Source organism: Levilactobacillus zymae (assembly GCF_032190635.1).
In the GTDB taxonomy this organism is placed as follows: domain Bacteria; phylum Bacillota; class Bacilli; order Lactobacillales; family Lactobacillaceae; genus Levilactobacillus; species Levilactobacillus zymae_A.
In genome coordinates this window covers 2074313-2088035 of record NZ_JAVLAS010000001.1, presented here as the reverse complement: position 1 = coordinate 2088035, position 13723 = coordinate 2074313, and the positions used below count along the sequence as shown (strand labels likewise).

Here is a 13723-nt window from a genome sequence, read left to right as displayed (position 1 = left end):
GTCTCGGTAAGGGCTACACGGCATTACTGAATTTGTAAGACGTCCGATTAGGGGAACGTACGGTCGCCATGCTATCCTAAACGTAATCTAAGGACGATAGGAGTGGGGCAGATGCGCCAGATGCTAGTCAAATTGGGAAGTGGGGAACGTCACGTTTTTCGGGGAACCTTTGTCCGACCGGGATTCAAGAGTTACGGGCACCATTACGCACCGACATTGTTGCTGCGAGACATTTACACCGCCACGAACCAGCTGGTCACCGATCATTTATGGTTCAACTATACGCTGGGCTTCTTAAGGTTGGGGGCACTCTCCGCGGGAGATGAGGTGCAGTTTGCGGCGCGGGTCGCCAGTTATCGGAAGGGGTATGTGACGCAGCGTACGGTTGACTATAAGTTAGCGCGGCCGACTCAAATTCAGTGTCTGACCGCGGCACCCCGTCAGGCGTTACCACTTGATAATCGGCACGCATTGATCGGGTACATCATGTTGGCCAATCAGGCCTTCTATCAAGCCAACGGGCGGCCCTTTGAGGCCTATTACGTGACCGCTTTTCGTCAGTGGCAGACCCAATAGACCGGAACTAGGCGTAAAACGCTCCGCCCGGACTAATCTATGGTAACGTGAGGGTATTCAGGGATTGAGGAGGTCGAGTTGCGCATGAGAACGATTAGTCAGCGAGTGGGTGTCGTGATTATGTTGAGTGGCCTGCTATTTAGCGGGCTGAGTGGTTGTGCGGCCCAGGCTGGGACCACGCGGTCAGTGGGCACTAAGGCCACTAAATCGGTCGTGGGTACGCATATTGCCTTACAAGGCCCAACCAACGTGCAAGATTTAGGGGGAATTCGGACCAAGAACGGACAGACGGTGCGCCCCCACCGGTTGATTCGCTCTAGCAAACTGGCTGACTATACGGCGCAAGACCTGCGGACACTACGGGTAACCTATCACTTGCGGTCCATCGTAGATTTTCGGTCGCGCAAAGAGATTCAACAGACGCCGGATCCTCGGGTCGCCCGGACGACCTACCACCAGGATAGCGTGGTCGCCAACAACTACGGCCAACGGACCACTAAGCAGTTCTACCAGGGCCTGGTCAGTGATCCGATTGCTTTGCGGGGGTACCGGGCGTTCTTTAACCAACTTTTACACCAAAAGTCGGGCGCGACCTTGTTTCACTGCACCTATGGTAAAGATCGCACGGGCATCGGCGCCATGCTAGTCTTATCAGCGTTAGGTGTCAGCAAGCAGACCATCTTACGCGAGTATCTCTATTCCAATACCAACCTCGCTCGTGATCCGCACGTAGTTTTCTTGAATCAGCGAACACCGGGCAAGCGTGCTAAAACACACTTACAACGAATCAACGCGGTGACCAAAGGTGATTTAACGGCGGCGACCCAACGAATTGACCAGAAGTATGGGTCGATGGCCAACTTCTTAAAGCGCTTAGGGGTAACACCAACCAAGCAGGCCCAGCTGAAACGGCTGTATCTGACCAAATAGTCCGCGTTCGTATGGAAATGATAATGGGGGACGACAAAAAAGCTGGGACCCCGTCAGGCGTCCCAGCTACTAAAGCAAATTTAGTCGTTTAAGTTGTACCGTAATTTCATGTGTTCGGAGCCCATGATGACCATGTCACCTAAGAGCTTGGTCTGACGCTTCAGTGATTCGGCGGCTAAAGCATCGTTAGCCTTGGCCAGGTAAGCTTCGGGATCGCTTTGATCGGCAATTGCGGCGTCCGTATCGTTTTGAATCTTCCGGTAAGCGCCCATGGCTTCCAGCGCGAAGGTGTTCCGGAAGTCAACGTACAGGTCGTAGTCGGTGTCCCCCAACAGGGCCGTGGTGCAGCTTAACCAGTACATGTCGTTCAGGTTGAAGTTACCGTCGGCGTTCTTGTAGCTAGCTGGCGTGTCGTTAACGTTAGCGTAGAACGGCACCACCGTGTTGAAGGTGTTGGCGCCGAAGGCTAACCAGTGGATTCCAGCAACGGCGGCGGGCACGTTGTTACGGATTTGTAAGATGTGCACGTCGTGGTTCCGGTTGATCCCGATTGGCCGGAAGAGGGTCTTGTCGGCTTCGGAGCCACTACCGTAAGGGTCGTACTTGGTGTTTTCAAAGTGGGAACTCAAGACGAACTTCACGTCTTCAATGGAAATCTTCCGGTTGGCGTGGCAGATGAACGGCAGGTCTTGGCCCATTGGGTCTTGCTCAACGTCTGGAGTAAAGTACTTTTGACCGAACCAGGCCCGCGGGTTGTTGTAGACCGTGTCCTTGATGGTCGCACTCCCGAAGATGTGACGCAGGTTAACTTGGTCGAAGTCCGGGTTCAGATGGTATTTTTCAATCATGTCTTGGAGGTCGGCGGAAGCCAGCGTATCGTCGGCATCAAAGTCGAAGTCGTCGATGTTCATCCGGTTAGGGGCGACTACGTAGGCGTCGTCTGGAATCCGCTTAGCGGCCCAGTGATGCCCCCCGATAGTTTCTAACCACCAGATTTCGTCCTGATCGGAAAAGGCGATGCCGTTAGGTTCGTAGGTCCCGTATTGCGCTAAGAGGGCGCCTAGACGTTCGACCCCTTCTTTAGCACTATGGATGTACGGTAAGACCAAGGTGACCAGGTCCTCTTCGCCAATACCTCCGGCCACGTAAGGATCGATGCCCATAACGCGGGAGTTAGTGGTAATGGTTTCCGTGGCAGACATCGCAATGTTTTCACTGTTGATGCCGGCAGCGGGCCAGATTCCGTTAGTTAGAATGGAGTTCGGAATGGATGTATAACGTAATGGGTTATCGGGTAAGTCGACTTGGACTCGACTGATAACCGATTGATAATGACGGGGTTGATCGGCGGGGTTAACCACCACAAACCGTTCTGGATCAAGGGCTTCGTGACCATCATCGTTACGAGAGATGATGGTTGAGCCGTCGATGGAGGCCTTCTTCCCCACTAAAATCGTGGTACAGGAACCTTTAATTCGTTTAGTCATAGAATGCGACACTCCTTTGCTAAGTTAACCTGTATTATAGCATTAGTCGTGATCGAAAACGACTGACGCGTCAGTCGACGGGGGCGAAAATTGGCGGCTAGCCTGCCTAATTTTGGAGAGGCGGGGGGCCACTTAGTTCAGACTTGCACTTGATTAGGGGAATCCGTACACTAAATGTAACGGACAGCAGTTAATCTGAAGGGATGATTAATGATGGGAAAGAAAATCGTCATTGTCGGTGGGATGGCCGGTGGTGCTTCAGTCGCAGCGCGGATTAGACGGTTAGACGAAACGGCCCAAATTACCATTTATGAACGGGATGCGTACGTTTCGATCTCGAGTTGTGCTCTGCCGTACTATCTGTCACGAACGGTGCCAAATGCCGACGAGCTAGTTTTAATGACCCCCGAACAATTTAAAGCTCAGTATAATATTGACGTGGTGGTTAACCACGCGGTAACGGCCATTGATCCGGTGGCCCAAACGGTTCAAGTGACCGACCAGCGAACGCATGAGGTGAGTACGGCGGCCTACGATGAGCTTTTCCTGGCGACTGGGGCGACACCGCTGCGGCCGGCTAGCTTAACGGGTAGCGATGGTGAGCAAGTCTTTGCTTTGCGGAACGTTGCGGATGTTACGGCGCTCGACACCTATTTACGGACGCATCGCGTAACGGATGTCGCCGTAATTGGCGGGGGAGCTATCGGGGTGGAAGCCACCGAAAACCTTACCAGAGCAGGGTACCGGGTGACCATTATTGAGCAACGGCAGCAAGTCCTTTCCGCTACGGTAGATAGTGACTTGGCGCAACTGGTTCATAAGCAATTGTATGACCAACACGTGGACTTACGATTAGGAAAGACGGCACAAAGGATTACGGACCGGACGGTGGACCTAACCGACGGCACCCAAGTGACTGCCCAAGCAGTGTTGCTAGCGCTAGGCGTTCAACCCAATACCACGTTGGCTCGGGCTGCGGGGGTTGAGTTGGGAACGACCGGGGCAATTCGCGTCGATCAGCACTACCAAACAAATTTACCGCACGTGTATGCGGTCGGGGATGCCATTGAGGTCACCAACGCGTTGACGCGCCAGCCGCTGCGGTTAAGCTTAGCGTTACCCGCCCAGATGGAAGCACGGCGGGCGGTAGACCACCTTTACGGGCGGCCGATTCGTCGACATGGGGTGCTTGGCTCGCAAGGCTTACCCGTTTTTGACCTCCGAGTGGCAGCGACCGGATTAACCGAACACGCCGCGGATGCTGCGCAGGTAGCTTACCGGAGTGCCTTGGTCATTCCCAGCGATAAGGTGGATTTGATGCCGAATGCCCATGACTTGTATTTAAAAGTGTTATTTGCGCCAGTGACGGGTGAAATTCTAGGAGCTCAGGCCATTGGTCAAAGTGAGGTAGACCGTCAAATTAACGTGGTGGCCACGTTGATGCAACAGCACGCGACCGTTGAGGACTTAGCTGACTTAGAGTTGGTTTATCAACCAACCGTCAGTCCCGTGAAGACCGCAGTGGTGATGGCGGGATTAGTTGCCACTAATCTCCTAAATGACGAGTATCCTCAGGTTGATGTTCGCCAGGTTCGTCAACTCGTCAAGGCTGGGGCGACGATTATTGACGTACGCGAACCGGGGGAATATGCGGCGGGCCACCTTAAGGGCGCCAAGAACATTCCTATGAGCCAGTTCAGAGACCGGTTGGCTGAGATCCCGCGTGATCGGCCGGTATATCTGCACTGTGCCACGGCTAAACGTAGTTATAACGTCACCCGGGCGCTGCGAAATCGGGGGTACACGAACGTGGTGAACATTGCGGGGTCATTTAACGCCATTTGCGAAACGGAGTTTTTCCACGATCAAACGACGACCCGTGAACCGATTGTGACGGCTTATCATTTTGATCTATGAGTGACGGCAAATGCTGTGTCGACGAATCTTTCGGCACAGCATTTTTCGGTCAAACGAATCGTTTAGTGGCTGGCCAGTTGTTCTTACGAGTGTTTGCCGGTAAAATAGAACCACTGATGATGGATCAGAAAAGGAGTGTTTAGACAGGATGGATTTAACGGCGGCCCAAGGGGTCTTAAAAACGACGTTTGGATACGATGACTTTCGACCGGGCCAGCGAGCAGTTTTAGAACACGTCCTGACGGGGGATAACACGTTGGCCATTATGCCTACGGGAGGTGGAAAATCGCTCTGCTATCAAATTCCGGCTCTCTTGTTTACCGGAATTACGGTGGTGGTGTCGCCATTAATCTCCTTGATGAAGGACCAGGTCGATGCGTTGAACGAAGGGGGCGTGGCGGCAACCTATATCAATAGTACCGTGGCGTGGCCGGAGATTCAGGAACGCTTAGCGGCGTTGCATCAAGGCGAATATAAGTTACTGTATGTGGCGCCCGAACGGTTAGAATCGGCTGCCTTCTTACAGGCGCTAGGCCAGCTGCCAGTTGATTTGCTGGCTGTAGATGAAGCGCACTGTATCTCGCAATGGGGCCATGACTTTCGGCCTAGTTATTTGGCCTTAAGCACGGCAATTCAGCAACTCCCCACCCACCCGCAGGTCTTGGCGTTGACCGCAACGGCCACGGAGCAAGTGGCCGCCGATATCTGTCAGCAACTCGATATTGATCCTAAAAACGAGGTCAATACAGGGTTTGAACGGGATAATCTCAACCTAACCGTGGTGAAGGACCAGGATACGGATCGTTATATTCTGGATTACTTACACGTCAACGCCGATGCGGCGGGCATTATTTACGCCAGCACGCGGAAGGAAGTTGAACGCTTGACTAATCTGTTGATTAATCACAAAGTGGCCGTGGCCATGTACCATGCGGGGCTACCCGATGAGGTTCGTCGGCAGAATCAGGAAGACTTTTTATACGATCGGGTTCAAGTGATGGTGGCGACCAATGCTTTTGGCATGGGCATTGATAAGAGTAATGTGCGGTTTGTGATTCACGCGCAGGTACCGGGAACTTTGGAAGCTTACTACCAGGAAGCTGGTCGGGCCGGTCGAGATGGTCTCCCCAGCGAAGCCATTTTGCTCTACCGATCGCAGGACTTACAGATTCAACATTTCTTTATCGATCAATCGGACATGGATGATCCCCACAAACAACGGGCGTATCGCAAACTGCAGATGATGAGCCAGTATGCGAATACGCAGGGGTGCTTGCAACAATTTATTTTGGCGTACTTCGGTGAGACGTCCCAACCGTGTGGGCGGTGCAGCAACTGTCAGGACGATCGTGAAGCCCAGGATGTCACCACGGCCGCGCAGAAGGTTCTGTCCTGCGTGGTGCGGTTACGCTCACGTTACGGCAAGGGGATCGTGGCCCAAGTCCTGACCGGCGCCAAGAATAAACGAGTCCTAGACCAACAACTCGATCAGTTGCCAACCTATGGCATCATGCGGAACCAGCGGCAAAAGAGCGTTGGCGAGCTGATTGACTTTCTCACGGCTGCCGGGTATCTTCAAAGCGTGGGGGGACAATACCCAACGTTGCAGGTAACGGCAGCGGGTGTCGGGGTGTTAAAGGGTGAAACGCCCGTTTACCGGAAGATGGCTAGACAGGCCCAACGGCTAACGCCGGTAGACGATGAACTGTTTGAACGGCTGCGAGCCTTACGCAAGGAGTTGGCCGAAGAGCAACACGTGCCACCGTTTATGATTTTTTCCGACCGAACCCTCCACGACATGTGTGCAGTTCAGCCGCACGACGATGATAGTTTCTTAAGCGTGCGCGGGGTTGGTACCAGTAAATTGGAAAAGTATGGTGCGGCTTTTATGGCGGCCATTCAAGCCGAGAAGGCGGCCCAATAGGGCGGTTGCGGAGCCAGTTGATCGCAAGCATAGGGATTAATAGAAAGCGACCAGTCGTTTACCTAGCCTCATGCAGGCGGGACAAACGACTTTTTGGCATTTGATTGGAAGCCAGCGAGCTTATGCAACGCGGAGAAGCCGGCAATCGCAATTGGAAAAAAACGAAAAGTTTGCTATGCTGGAATGAGGCATAGGCAGGATTTGAACGAGTATCAATTGGTTAAATTTAAACGGTACCGACTAACGGCACGGGGGGAGAAGAACGATGGAAAGCAAATACCAAAAAGTAAAGGGCGCCCTCAAAGAGGCCATTTTGTCGGGAAAATATCCGATTGACCAGAAGTTACCGACGGAATCTGAACTGATGGAACGGTTTAATGTGTCTCGGTACACGGTTCGGCGCGCGGTGGGAGATCTGGAGACCGAACACCTCATTTACCGGATTCAAGGTGGCGGTATGTTTGTCCAGGACTGGCATCAGGATTGGTCCAAGAAATCCGATAACAAGATGATTGGGGTGGTCACCACCCACATCACCGACTACATCTTTCCCCAGATTATTTACGGTATTAAGTGATTTCAGACAACGGCTATTCGTTGTTACTGGGGAGTACCCAAAATAATCACGAGAAGGAACGGAAAAATCTGATTAACATGTTAAATGCCAAGGTGGCGGGGCTAATCATTGAACCCACCCAAAGCGCCCTTCCCAATCCCAATATGGATCTCTATCAGGAAATTAAGGACGACCAGATTCCAACGTTATTTATTAATGCCAATTATCAAGCAACGTATCCGCAGTTGAACTTTCCGTTTATCGCTACGGCGGACGCGGCTGCCGAACGACAATTGATGGATTACTTGTTCAGTTTGGGCCACGAAAGCATCATTGGGGTTTTCCAGGTCGATGATATTCAGGGCGTTCACCGCATGGACGGATTCGTTCAGGCCTACCAGCAGCACCCGGATATTTCCTATAAAAGTAACTTGATCATGTATCAATCGGGTGACGCACTGGAAAAAATCACGCAGCGCATCGAAACCTATTTAAAGGATGATCACCGGCCGACAGCGATTGCTTGCTATAACGATCAACTAGCTATCCAGGTTTTGGCCTTCGTGAAGCAACTGGGGCTGCGGGTGCCGGAGGATCTCTCGATTGTCGGCTTTGATAATTATCAGATGGCCGCATACATGAGCCCCGCCTTGACCACGTTAAACCACGAAAAGGCACAGATGGGACAAGCGGCTGGCAACATGATTATCGATTTATTGAAGCACAAAACGGTGGAATCCATCACTTACGATCCCCAGCTAGTGCTGCGGCGTTCGGCCACGCCACCACACCAGTGATAGAGGCCAAGACTTAGCAGTTGTCCGGTGGGGAGCTCTGATCGCTATTACTTTATAAATGTGCAGATTGTACGTCAAAAACAACGCCCGGGAAGTCCTCAGCAGTTAGCTGAGCAGGTCCCGGGCGTTGTTTTTTGGCTGGTCATAATCGGAATTGGTAGCTGGTTTAGTTTAGCCAGGATTTGTTTGTTAACCGGCCTTAGTTACTGTGGGGCGGCTAAAAAAACCGACTAGGCACCAGTGGCACCTAGTCGGTCGACGTTAGTGGGTTACGAAAAGAAAATCCAACCGCCCATGCAAGTGACCCCTAAACTGACGATTAAGTAGAGCCGAGATAGGAACCGGCCGTCTACTTCGGCCTTCATTTTGGGCATGAGTTTCAAGAGTACGAAGAAAAAGAAGATCACCCCAATGACCATAATCAACGTCCCTGTCATCATGTTTTTACCGACTAACATTTTAACTCCCCCTTTATGGGTTCTATTATAACTGGTTTCACGGCAAAATGGGGAATTATTCCCCGGGTAATCATGGGCTATGGTAGAATGAAAGGGAATTATCACCAAAGAAATTGAAGGGGCGTGACGAGATGATTGATCGGTTAGAAACCAGTGCCGATGCGTTATGGTTAACCCCGCAAGCACCGGGCGTCGTCCGGCTTGGCTTTGCGGATAATGGGCGTGAGTTGGTGGGTCCCGTTAAGCGATTGACGTGGAAAATCCAAACGGGTCACGTGAATTTGGGGGATCCCTTTTTAGAAGTTGAAGGGACCACGGAGACCTTAGTTCTGCGGTTTCCATTAGCCGGGCGGATTAAGCAAATCAATACCGACCTGGCGGCCCACCCCGACTGGCTAGACACGCACAATGATGCGCGTGACTGGATGGTTGATTTAGATGATGAATAGTCAAGTAGAGAGGGAAATTTAATGAAGTTATCCTGGGCCGTTACGGCACCCGTTACGAGTATGAAACGTTTTTTAAGTCAGCAGGGAATCAGTCACCGGGGTTATAGTGATTTGAAACAACGGGGGATTATTTGGGTCAATGGCCGTAACGTCGATGCGACCGTCCAACTCCAAGTAGGAGATGAGGTCACCGTAATTTTACCGCCCGAGGTGGCGGACCCCGAGGTGGCCGTGAGCACCGCACCGATTACCGTGCTGTTCAGCAATCGGGATTGGGTGATTGTCGATAAGCCGGCGGGACTCAACGTGGTTCCTGGGCCGGCGAACCGCACCGATACCCTAGTGAACCGGTTAAAGGGTGCTTGGCAGGCGGAAAATGCCGAGAATCGGGTACCGCACATCGTGACCCGGCTGGACCGCTATACCAGTGGTTTGGTGTGGGTGGCCCGGCATCGCTTGGCGAATAGCTTAGCCAGTCAGATGCAGGCGGCTCACACGGTGGAAAAGCGGTACCTGGCCGTGGTTAGCGGCCAATTGACCGCCGATCATGAGGTGATTGACGCACCGTTAGCCCCTGATCCAACCGGGTATAATCAGATGGTTTCCCCAGCCGGTAAGCCGGCTAGAACCGAGTACTGGGTGCAGGAACGGTTCGCCAACGCGACGTTGGTGCGCGTTCAGTTGCACACGGGACGGACACACCAAATCCGCGCCCACTTTGCTTCGTTGGGCCACCCACTAGTGGGCGATGAGTTATATCATGGGCCGTTTTTGGGCGGGATGCAGCGCCAAGCGTTACACGCGGCATCGTTGGCCTTTACGGATCCATTTACTCAGGAAACGCGGCAATTCCCCAGCCCGGTACCGGCGGACTGGCAAGCATTAGTGACCGCTTTACGGCAATAGGAGGAATCAGCAATGACAGCGGGGGAGCAACTTACTTGTTTGGTTGATCAGCAGCCAATTGCGTTGGAAAGTAGTTTACAATTATCGGAACTCGATGCTAACTTACGAAACCGAATTAAGCGGGATTATCCGCAGGCTAAGGTGACGGACTATATTTGCGGGCACCACCTGCTGAAGTATCGTTTGGATCGGGTGGATGCCATGATCAACGCGGATTTAAAACAGACCCAGAAGATTAACCATAAATTGACGCGCGCTTTGCAGAGCGACGATTACGACGTGGTGGACGTGAATGAAATCTTAAAAAACAGCCTGACGTTCGGTCAGAAGGTTTCCGATGACGTGGCCCGTTTTGGCGGTTCCTGGGGATTTATTTTTGTATTCATGTTCGTTTTACTCGGCTGGATGATTGTGAACGGGCTACACCTATTTGGGGTGAATTTTGACAACTACCCCTTCATTCTGTTAAATTTAGTACTTAGTTGTGTGGCCGCGATTCAGGCGCCCATCATTATGATGAGTCAGAACCGCTCGGCGGACCGGGATCGGATGATGGCCGAAAACGACTATCACGTGAACTTGAAGTCCGAACACGAATTACGTCTCTTGCACGCGAAGGTGGACCATCTGGCCCAAAACCAGTTGCCCCACACCATGGAAATTGAACGGTTTCAATTGGAAATTCTCGGTGAAATTCGTCAAGAACTGGCAGAATTACGCGAAGCAAATCAAAAGACGCCACCAACACGGTAACACGAAGGGAGTTTCAACATGCGTACCTGGGTAACGGCTAGTACCCTGTTCGTTGTGGGCCTGATCTTTGGTCACCGCGCGGCAGGCCACGTGGCTCATTAAGTGAACCGCACAACGTGGCAAATCCGTTGACAAATTAGAAATCCTCCGTTAATCTGGTAATTATCAGAAATGGAGGATTTTTTGTGTTAATTCGTGAAGCTCGACCAGCGGACGCGCCGCAAATTGCGCCGCTGATGAACTTGATTTATGATGAGATGGCACTGACCGATCTTGAGGACGTGCCAGGCCCCGACTTGCTGGAGGTCATCACGGCAGCTTACCGTACCCGGACATACTTGTCCGGGGCGGCAACTACGGTGGTGGCCGAGGCCCAGGGCCAAGTTGTCGGGGTAGCCTTTGGTTATCCTGGTGAACATGAAGACGTCGTCGATGACGTGATGGCGGATTTGACCGCCGCAAATGCGGCTTTTGACGGGTCCTACGAACCGGAAGCGGAAGCTCGCCCGGGGGAATGGTACCTGGACTCACTGGCCGTCGACCCCCGCTATCAGGGACGAGGCATTGGCCGGCAATTATTACAAGCCATGCCGTGGTATGCACGCCGTGACCGCCAGACCGTGATTGGGTTGAACGTGGACCAGGACAATCCGGGGGCGTTACGCCTATATGAACGGATGGGTTACCGGATTACGGGGACCCAGATTATTGGGGACCACGTTTACGATCACATGCAGTTACAGATCGGTCGACCGGTTCGTGTGATGAACGCTTAAATTGAAGTTAAGACACCACGGTTAACCGTGGTGTCTTTTTTGCGGATAGCGTATAATGAATCAATTGCTGAACACATAAGGAGGAACTTCCCATGAAGGACCAGTTACAATTGGGTGATGACGAATTTGGCCAGATGATGTTGGTGCTTAAGCAGCCCGTCACGCAAGCCAATCACAAGGAATTTAAGTTTTTAGACGGTGAGATGCAAGAAATTGCACCCGACATTTGGGCCATGCCCGCCTACATGCAAGCCGACGATGACTTCACGTTGTTCTTTTTAACCACCCAGATCGAATCTGGCGAAACCGTTGTGGCCTTTTCGACGGGCGATGCCAGCCACGGAGACTTTCGGTTGAGTGAACCAATGGTGACGGGAGCGGGCCTGAACCTATTGAATACCCAACAGCCGGATCGGGCTAAGCGCGTTTTGAAGTTTTTAAACGATATTTCGCGTGCCGACGAAGGCAATTGGCGGATGGTAGATTAGATTGTCGTTAAAATAGACGTTAGCCAGTGTCGCTGGGTAACGTCTATTTTAATGGTCCTGATGGGACCCATCTTAACCAAAGTGAAAGTAACGAATTAACGCCATGGCCATGATGCCAACTACCACAACCACCAAGAGACTCTTAGTGAAGATTCCGGCCAGGGTGGCGGGGATGGCCGCGTAGCAATTGGCGAGGTTCAGCGTGGCCCAATGACCAGCGTGGGCCACGAAAAGGCTTTGACAGCACAGGGCGGTCATAATGGCAATGGGCACGAAACTTAAAAAGTCGATGACCGCCGCGGGAAGCTGCATCCGTTGGACTAGGGCGAAAGGGAGGGTGCGGGAGATCAGCGTTACGGCGCCGCAGCCTAAGATGACCCACAGTTCTGGTAAAGTTAATGACATTTTTTCAGCTCCATTCCGAAGAGACACCCTAAGACGGTCGCCGTCAAGAGGGCGAAGTTGCTATCTAAAACGCGTAAAGCCCCGTAGTAGGCTAGTGCCACGAAGGCCATGACGAGTAATTGCCGGGTCAAGCCGAGGTGCTTATCGCTAATCAACTGCAGGTAAACCAGCCCGATAAACATGGCGGTTAGGGCGAAGTCGAACCCAAACTGGGTGGGGTTCGTGATAAAACTCCCCAGGATGGCACCCGCGATGGTGGCCACGCCCCAGACCAGGTAGGCGACCACGTTAGCGGCAGATTGCCAGGCGAAACTCAGCTTGCCGTGAGTTTGGTTCTGCTTGTTCATGGCGAGCGCGAAGGTCTCGTCGGTCACTAATGAGCCCAGCAAGAGGTTTTTGGTCAGCGATTCGTGACGAAAGGCCTGAGCGAGACTGGTACTCATTAAGATCATGCGGGAATTGACCAGAAACGTGGAGAGCATGATGGCCGATAATGGGTCGTGAGCCACCAGCATACTGGTGATGATAAACTGAGCGGATCCCGCGTAGACGATAAAGGAAAGCCCGGCCACCATCAGGAGGCTGAGGTGACTGGTATTGGCGACGATGCCAAAGGCGAGCCCCACCCCGATATAGCCAAAAACGGTGGGGAGAACGTCTCGTAGACCGGCGCGAAAGGAAAGGTCAGGCGTCATTGAATCAGAATCCTTTCTATGTAAAAATGAGCTAAGTATTTAAGAAAATGGGGTTAAAGACTAGTGTAAAACAGTGGTATGGTCAGGTAAAGCCCTAATTAGCGCCGGAGCGAATTAGCGCACACTGGCCAGACCGCCGACGCGAGGAGTTGGGGCCAAGTTAGGGACTCTCAATGGTTAGTCTAATTAGTGATTGTGAAGGACAACGGCCTTTAAATCGGTGGTCGCTAGGTGAGAAAAAAAGTGCGGAGGAAAAGGTTGCTTTTTTGTAAAGGTGGCTGTATGATACTCTCATCAGTGAGAAATGAACGTAGAAAGTGGGGGAGTGACGATGAAGATGAACTTGACTGAACTGGCGCATTCAGCGCATGTCGATGAGAGCCGTGTCGAGGAGTACGTCAAGAACGGACTGTTAGGTTCCAACCATTCAACCGTGGAATTTGACGATTCCGATCTGTATTGGATCGATATGATTCAGTGTTTTCAGGAAAATGGGACGTCTTTAAGTGACTTATCTGGCTTGATGCCGCGTTGTCGGCAGGCCCAGTCTAAGATGACGCAATTGAATTAGGAGACACCCTCCGAAGTACGAAACCGTTATGACCT

14 protein-coding genes and 1 pseudogene are annotated in these 13723 nt (G+C 52.2%); 11 read left to right on the top strand and 4 right to left on the bottom strand.

Annotation, left to right across the window (positions count from 1 at the left end; genetic code table 11):
- Positions 1-111 precede the first annotated feature (111 nt).
- Together RI501_RS09970 and RI501_RS09965 are read left to right on the top strand one after the other, a co-directional pair.
- A complete protein-coding gene (locus RI501_RS09970; protein WP_313822195.1) occupies positions 112-576 on the top strand; it encodes a hypothetical protein in 465 nt (154 codons plus the stop codon).
- A gap of 84 nt (positions 577-660) precedes the next feature.
- Positions 661-1506 (top strand): tyrosine-protein phosphatase, encoded by an 846-nt coding sequence (locus RI501_RS09965; protein WP_313822193.1) that lies wholly within the window; start codon positions 661-663, stop codon positions 1504-1506.
- A gap of 80 nt (positions 1507-1586) precedes the next feature.
- Here the strand turns inward: RI501_RS09965 and RI501_RS09960 are convergent, their stop codons facing one another.
- Entirely contained in the window at positions 1587-2993 is a 1407-nt protein-coding gene (locus RI501_RS09960; protein ID WP_313822192.1) for a C69 family dipeptidase, read from the bottom strand.
- 213 nt (positions 2994-3206) lie between these two features.
- Between RI501_RS09960 and RI501_RS09955 the strand changes: the two genes are divergently transcribed.
- The 3 genes and pseudogenes from RI501_RS09955 to RI501_RS09945 all read left to right on the top strand — a co-directional run bounded on the left by RI501_RS09955 (position 3207) and on the right by RI501_RS09945 (position 8187).
- Positions 3207-4910: an FAD-dependent oxidoreductase gene (locus RI501_RS09955; protein ID WP_313823209.1), complete on the top strand. Its 1704-nt coding sequence runs from the start codon at positions 3207-3209 to the stop codon at positions 4908-4910.
- A 148-nt stretch (positions 4911-5058) separates the two neighbouring features.
- The gene (gene recQ / locus RI501_RS09950) at positions 5059-6834 is read left to right on the top strand and encodes a DNA helicase RecQ (protein WP_313822189.1); all 1776 of its coding nucleotides are present in this window, start codon (positions 5059-5061) and stop codon (positions 6832-6834) included.
- 265 nt (positions 6835-7099) lie between these two features.
- A pseudogene (locus tag RI501_RS09945) lies at positions 7100-8187 on the top strand (GntR family transcriptional regulator).
- Positions 8188-8456: 269 nt separating this feature from the next.
- On the opposite strand, the gene RI501_RS09940 reads toward RI501_RS09945, so the two are convergent.
- Entirely contained in the window at positions 8457-8645 is a 189-nt protein-coding gene (locus tag RI501_RS09940; protein WP_313822187.1) for a hypothetical protein, read from the bottom strand.
- A gap of 131 nt (positions 8646-8776) precedes the next feature.
- Between RI501_RS09940 and RI501_RS09935 the strand changes: the two genes are divergently transcribed.
- From RI501_RS09935 to RI501_RS09915, 5 genes are all read left to right on the top strand, one after another.
- On the top strand, positions 8777-9094 hold the full coding sequence (locus RI501_RS09935) for a biotin/lipoyl attachment domain-containing protein (protein WP_313822185.1): 318 nt from the start codon (positions 8777-8779) through the stop codon (positions 9092-9094).
- Positions 9095-9115: 21 nt separating this feature from the next.
- Positions 9116-10000 (top strand): RluA family pseudouridine synthase, encoded by an 885-nt coding sequence (locus tag RI501_RS09930; RefSeq protein ID WP_313822183.1) that lies wholly within the window; start codon positions 9116-9118, stop codon positions 9998-10000.
- Positions 10001-10012: 12 nt separating this feature from the next.
- Positions 10013-10753: a DUF1003 domain-containing protein gene (locus tag RI501_RS09925; RefSeq protein ID WP_313822181.1), complete on the top strand. Its 741-nt coding sequence runs from the start codon at positions 10013-10015 to the stop codon at positions 10751-10753.
- Positions 10754-10989: 236 nt separating this feature from the next.
- Positions 10990-11529, top strand: coding sequence for a GNAT family N-acetyltransferase (locus RI501_RS09920; protein WP_313823207.1), 540 nt, complete (start codon positions 10990-10992; stop codon positions 11527-11529).
- Between the two features lie 92 nt (positions 11530-11621).
- Positions 11622-12017: a hypothetical protein gene (locus tag RI501_RS09915; protein WP_313822179.1), complete on the top strand. Its 396-nt coding sequence runs from the start codon at positions 11622-11624 to the stop codon at positions 12015-12017.
- A gap of 72 nt (positions 12018-12089) precedes the next feature.
- Here the strand turns inward: RI501_RS09915 and RI501_RS09910 are convergent, their stop codons facing one another.
- Both RI501_RS09910 and RI501_RS09905 read right to left on the bottom strand, forming a co-directional pair.
- The gene (locus RI501_RS09910) at positions 12090-12422 is read right to left on the bottom strand and encodes an AzlD domain-containing protein (RefSeq protein ID WP_313822177.1); all 333 of its coding nucleotides are present in this window, start codon (positions 12420-12422) and stop codon (positions 12090-12092) included.
- Entirely contained in the window at positions 12413-13117 is a 705-nt protein-coding gene (locus RI501_RS09905) for an AzlC family ABC transporter permease (protein ID WP_313822175.1), read from the bottom strand. The genes RI501_RS09910 and RI501_RS09905 overlap by 10 nt, the downstream gene beginning before the upstream one ends.
- 331 nt (positions 13118-13448) lie before the next feature.
- Here RI501_RS09905 and RI501_RS09900 point away from each other — a divergent pair, with 331 nt between their 5' ends.
- Positions 13449-13688 (top strand): MerR family transcriptional regulator, encoded by a 240-nt coding sequence (locus RI501_RS09900; protein WP_313822173.1) that lies wholly within the window; start codon positions 13449-13451, stop codon positions 13686-13688.
- Positions 13689-13723: the final 35 nt, after the last annotated feature.

Excerpts from the sequence above, each read along its gene's own strand:
- RI501_RS09970 (WP_313822195.1), top strand. The coding sequence starts at position 112 with ATGCGCCAGATGCTAGTCAAATTGGGAAGTGGGGAACGTCACGTTTTT.
- RI501_RS09965 (WP_313822193.1), top strand. The coding sequence starts at position 661 with ATGAGAACGATTAGTCAGCGAGTGGGTGTCGTGATTATGTTGAGTGGC.
- RI501_RS09960 (WP_313822192.1), bottom strand. The coding sequence starts at position 2,993 with ATGACTAAACGAATTAAAGGTTCCTGTACCACGATTTTAGTGGGGAAG.
- RI501_RS09955 (WP_313823209.1), top strand. The coding sequence starts at position 3,207 with ATGGGAAAGAAAATCGTCATTGTCGGTGGGATGGCCGGTGGTGCTTCA.
- recQ (WP_313822189.1), top strand. The coding sequence starts at position 5,059 with ATGGATTTAACGGCGGCCCAAGGGGTCTTAAAAACGACGTTTGGATAC.
- RI501_RS09940 (WP_313822187.1), bottom strand. The coding sequence starts at position 8,645 with ATGTTAGTCGGTAAAAACATGATGACAGGGACGTTGATTATGGTCATT.
- RI501_RS09935 (WP_313822185.1), top strand. The coding sequence starts at position 8,777 with ATGATTGATCGGTTAGAAACCAGTGCCGATGCGTTATGGTTAACCCCG.
- RI501_RS09930 (WP_313822183.1), top strand. The coding sequence starts at position 9,116 with ATGAAGTTATCCTGGGCCGTTACGGCACCCGTTACGAGTATGAAACGT.
- RI501_RS09925 (WP_313822181.1), top strand. The coding sequence starts at position 10,013 with ATGACAGCGGGGGAGCAACTTACTTGTTTGGTTGATCAGCAGCCAATT.
- RI501_RS09920 (WP_313823207.1), top strand. The coding sequence starts at position 10,990 with ATGAACTTGATTTATGATGAGATGGCACTGACCGATCTTGAGGACGTG.
- RI501_RS09915 (WP_313822179.1), top strand. The coding sequence starts at position 11,622 with ATGAAGGACCAGTTACAATTGGGTGATGACGAATTTGGCCAGATGATG.
- RI501_RS09910 (WP_313822177.1), bottom strand. The coding sequence starts at position 12,422 with ATGTCATTAACTTTACCAGAACTGTGGGTCATCTTAGGCTGCGGCGCC.
- RI501_RS09905 (WP_313822175.1), bottom strand. The coding sequence starts at position 13,117 with ATGACGCCTGACCTTTCCTTTCGCGCCGGTCTACGAGACGTTCTCCCC.
- RI501_RS09900 (WP_313822173.1), top strand. The coding sequence starts at position 13,449 with ATGAAGATGAACTTGACTGAACTGGCGCATTCAGCGCATGTCGATGAG.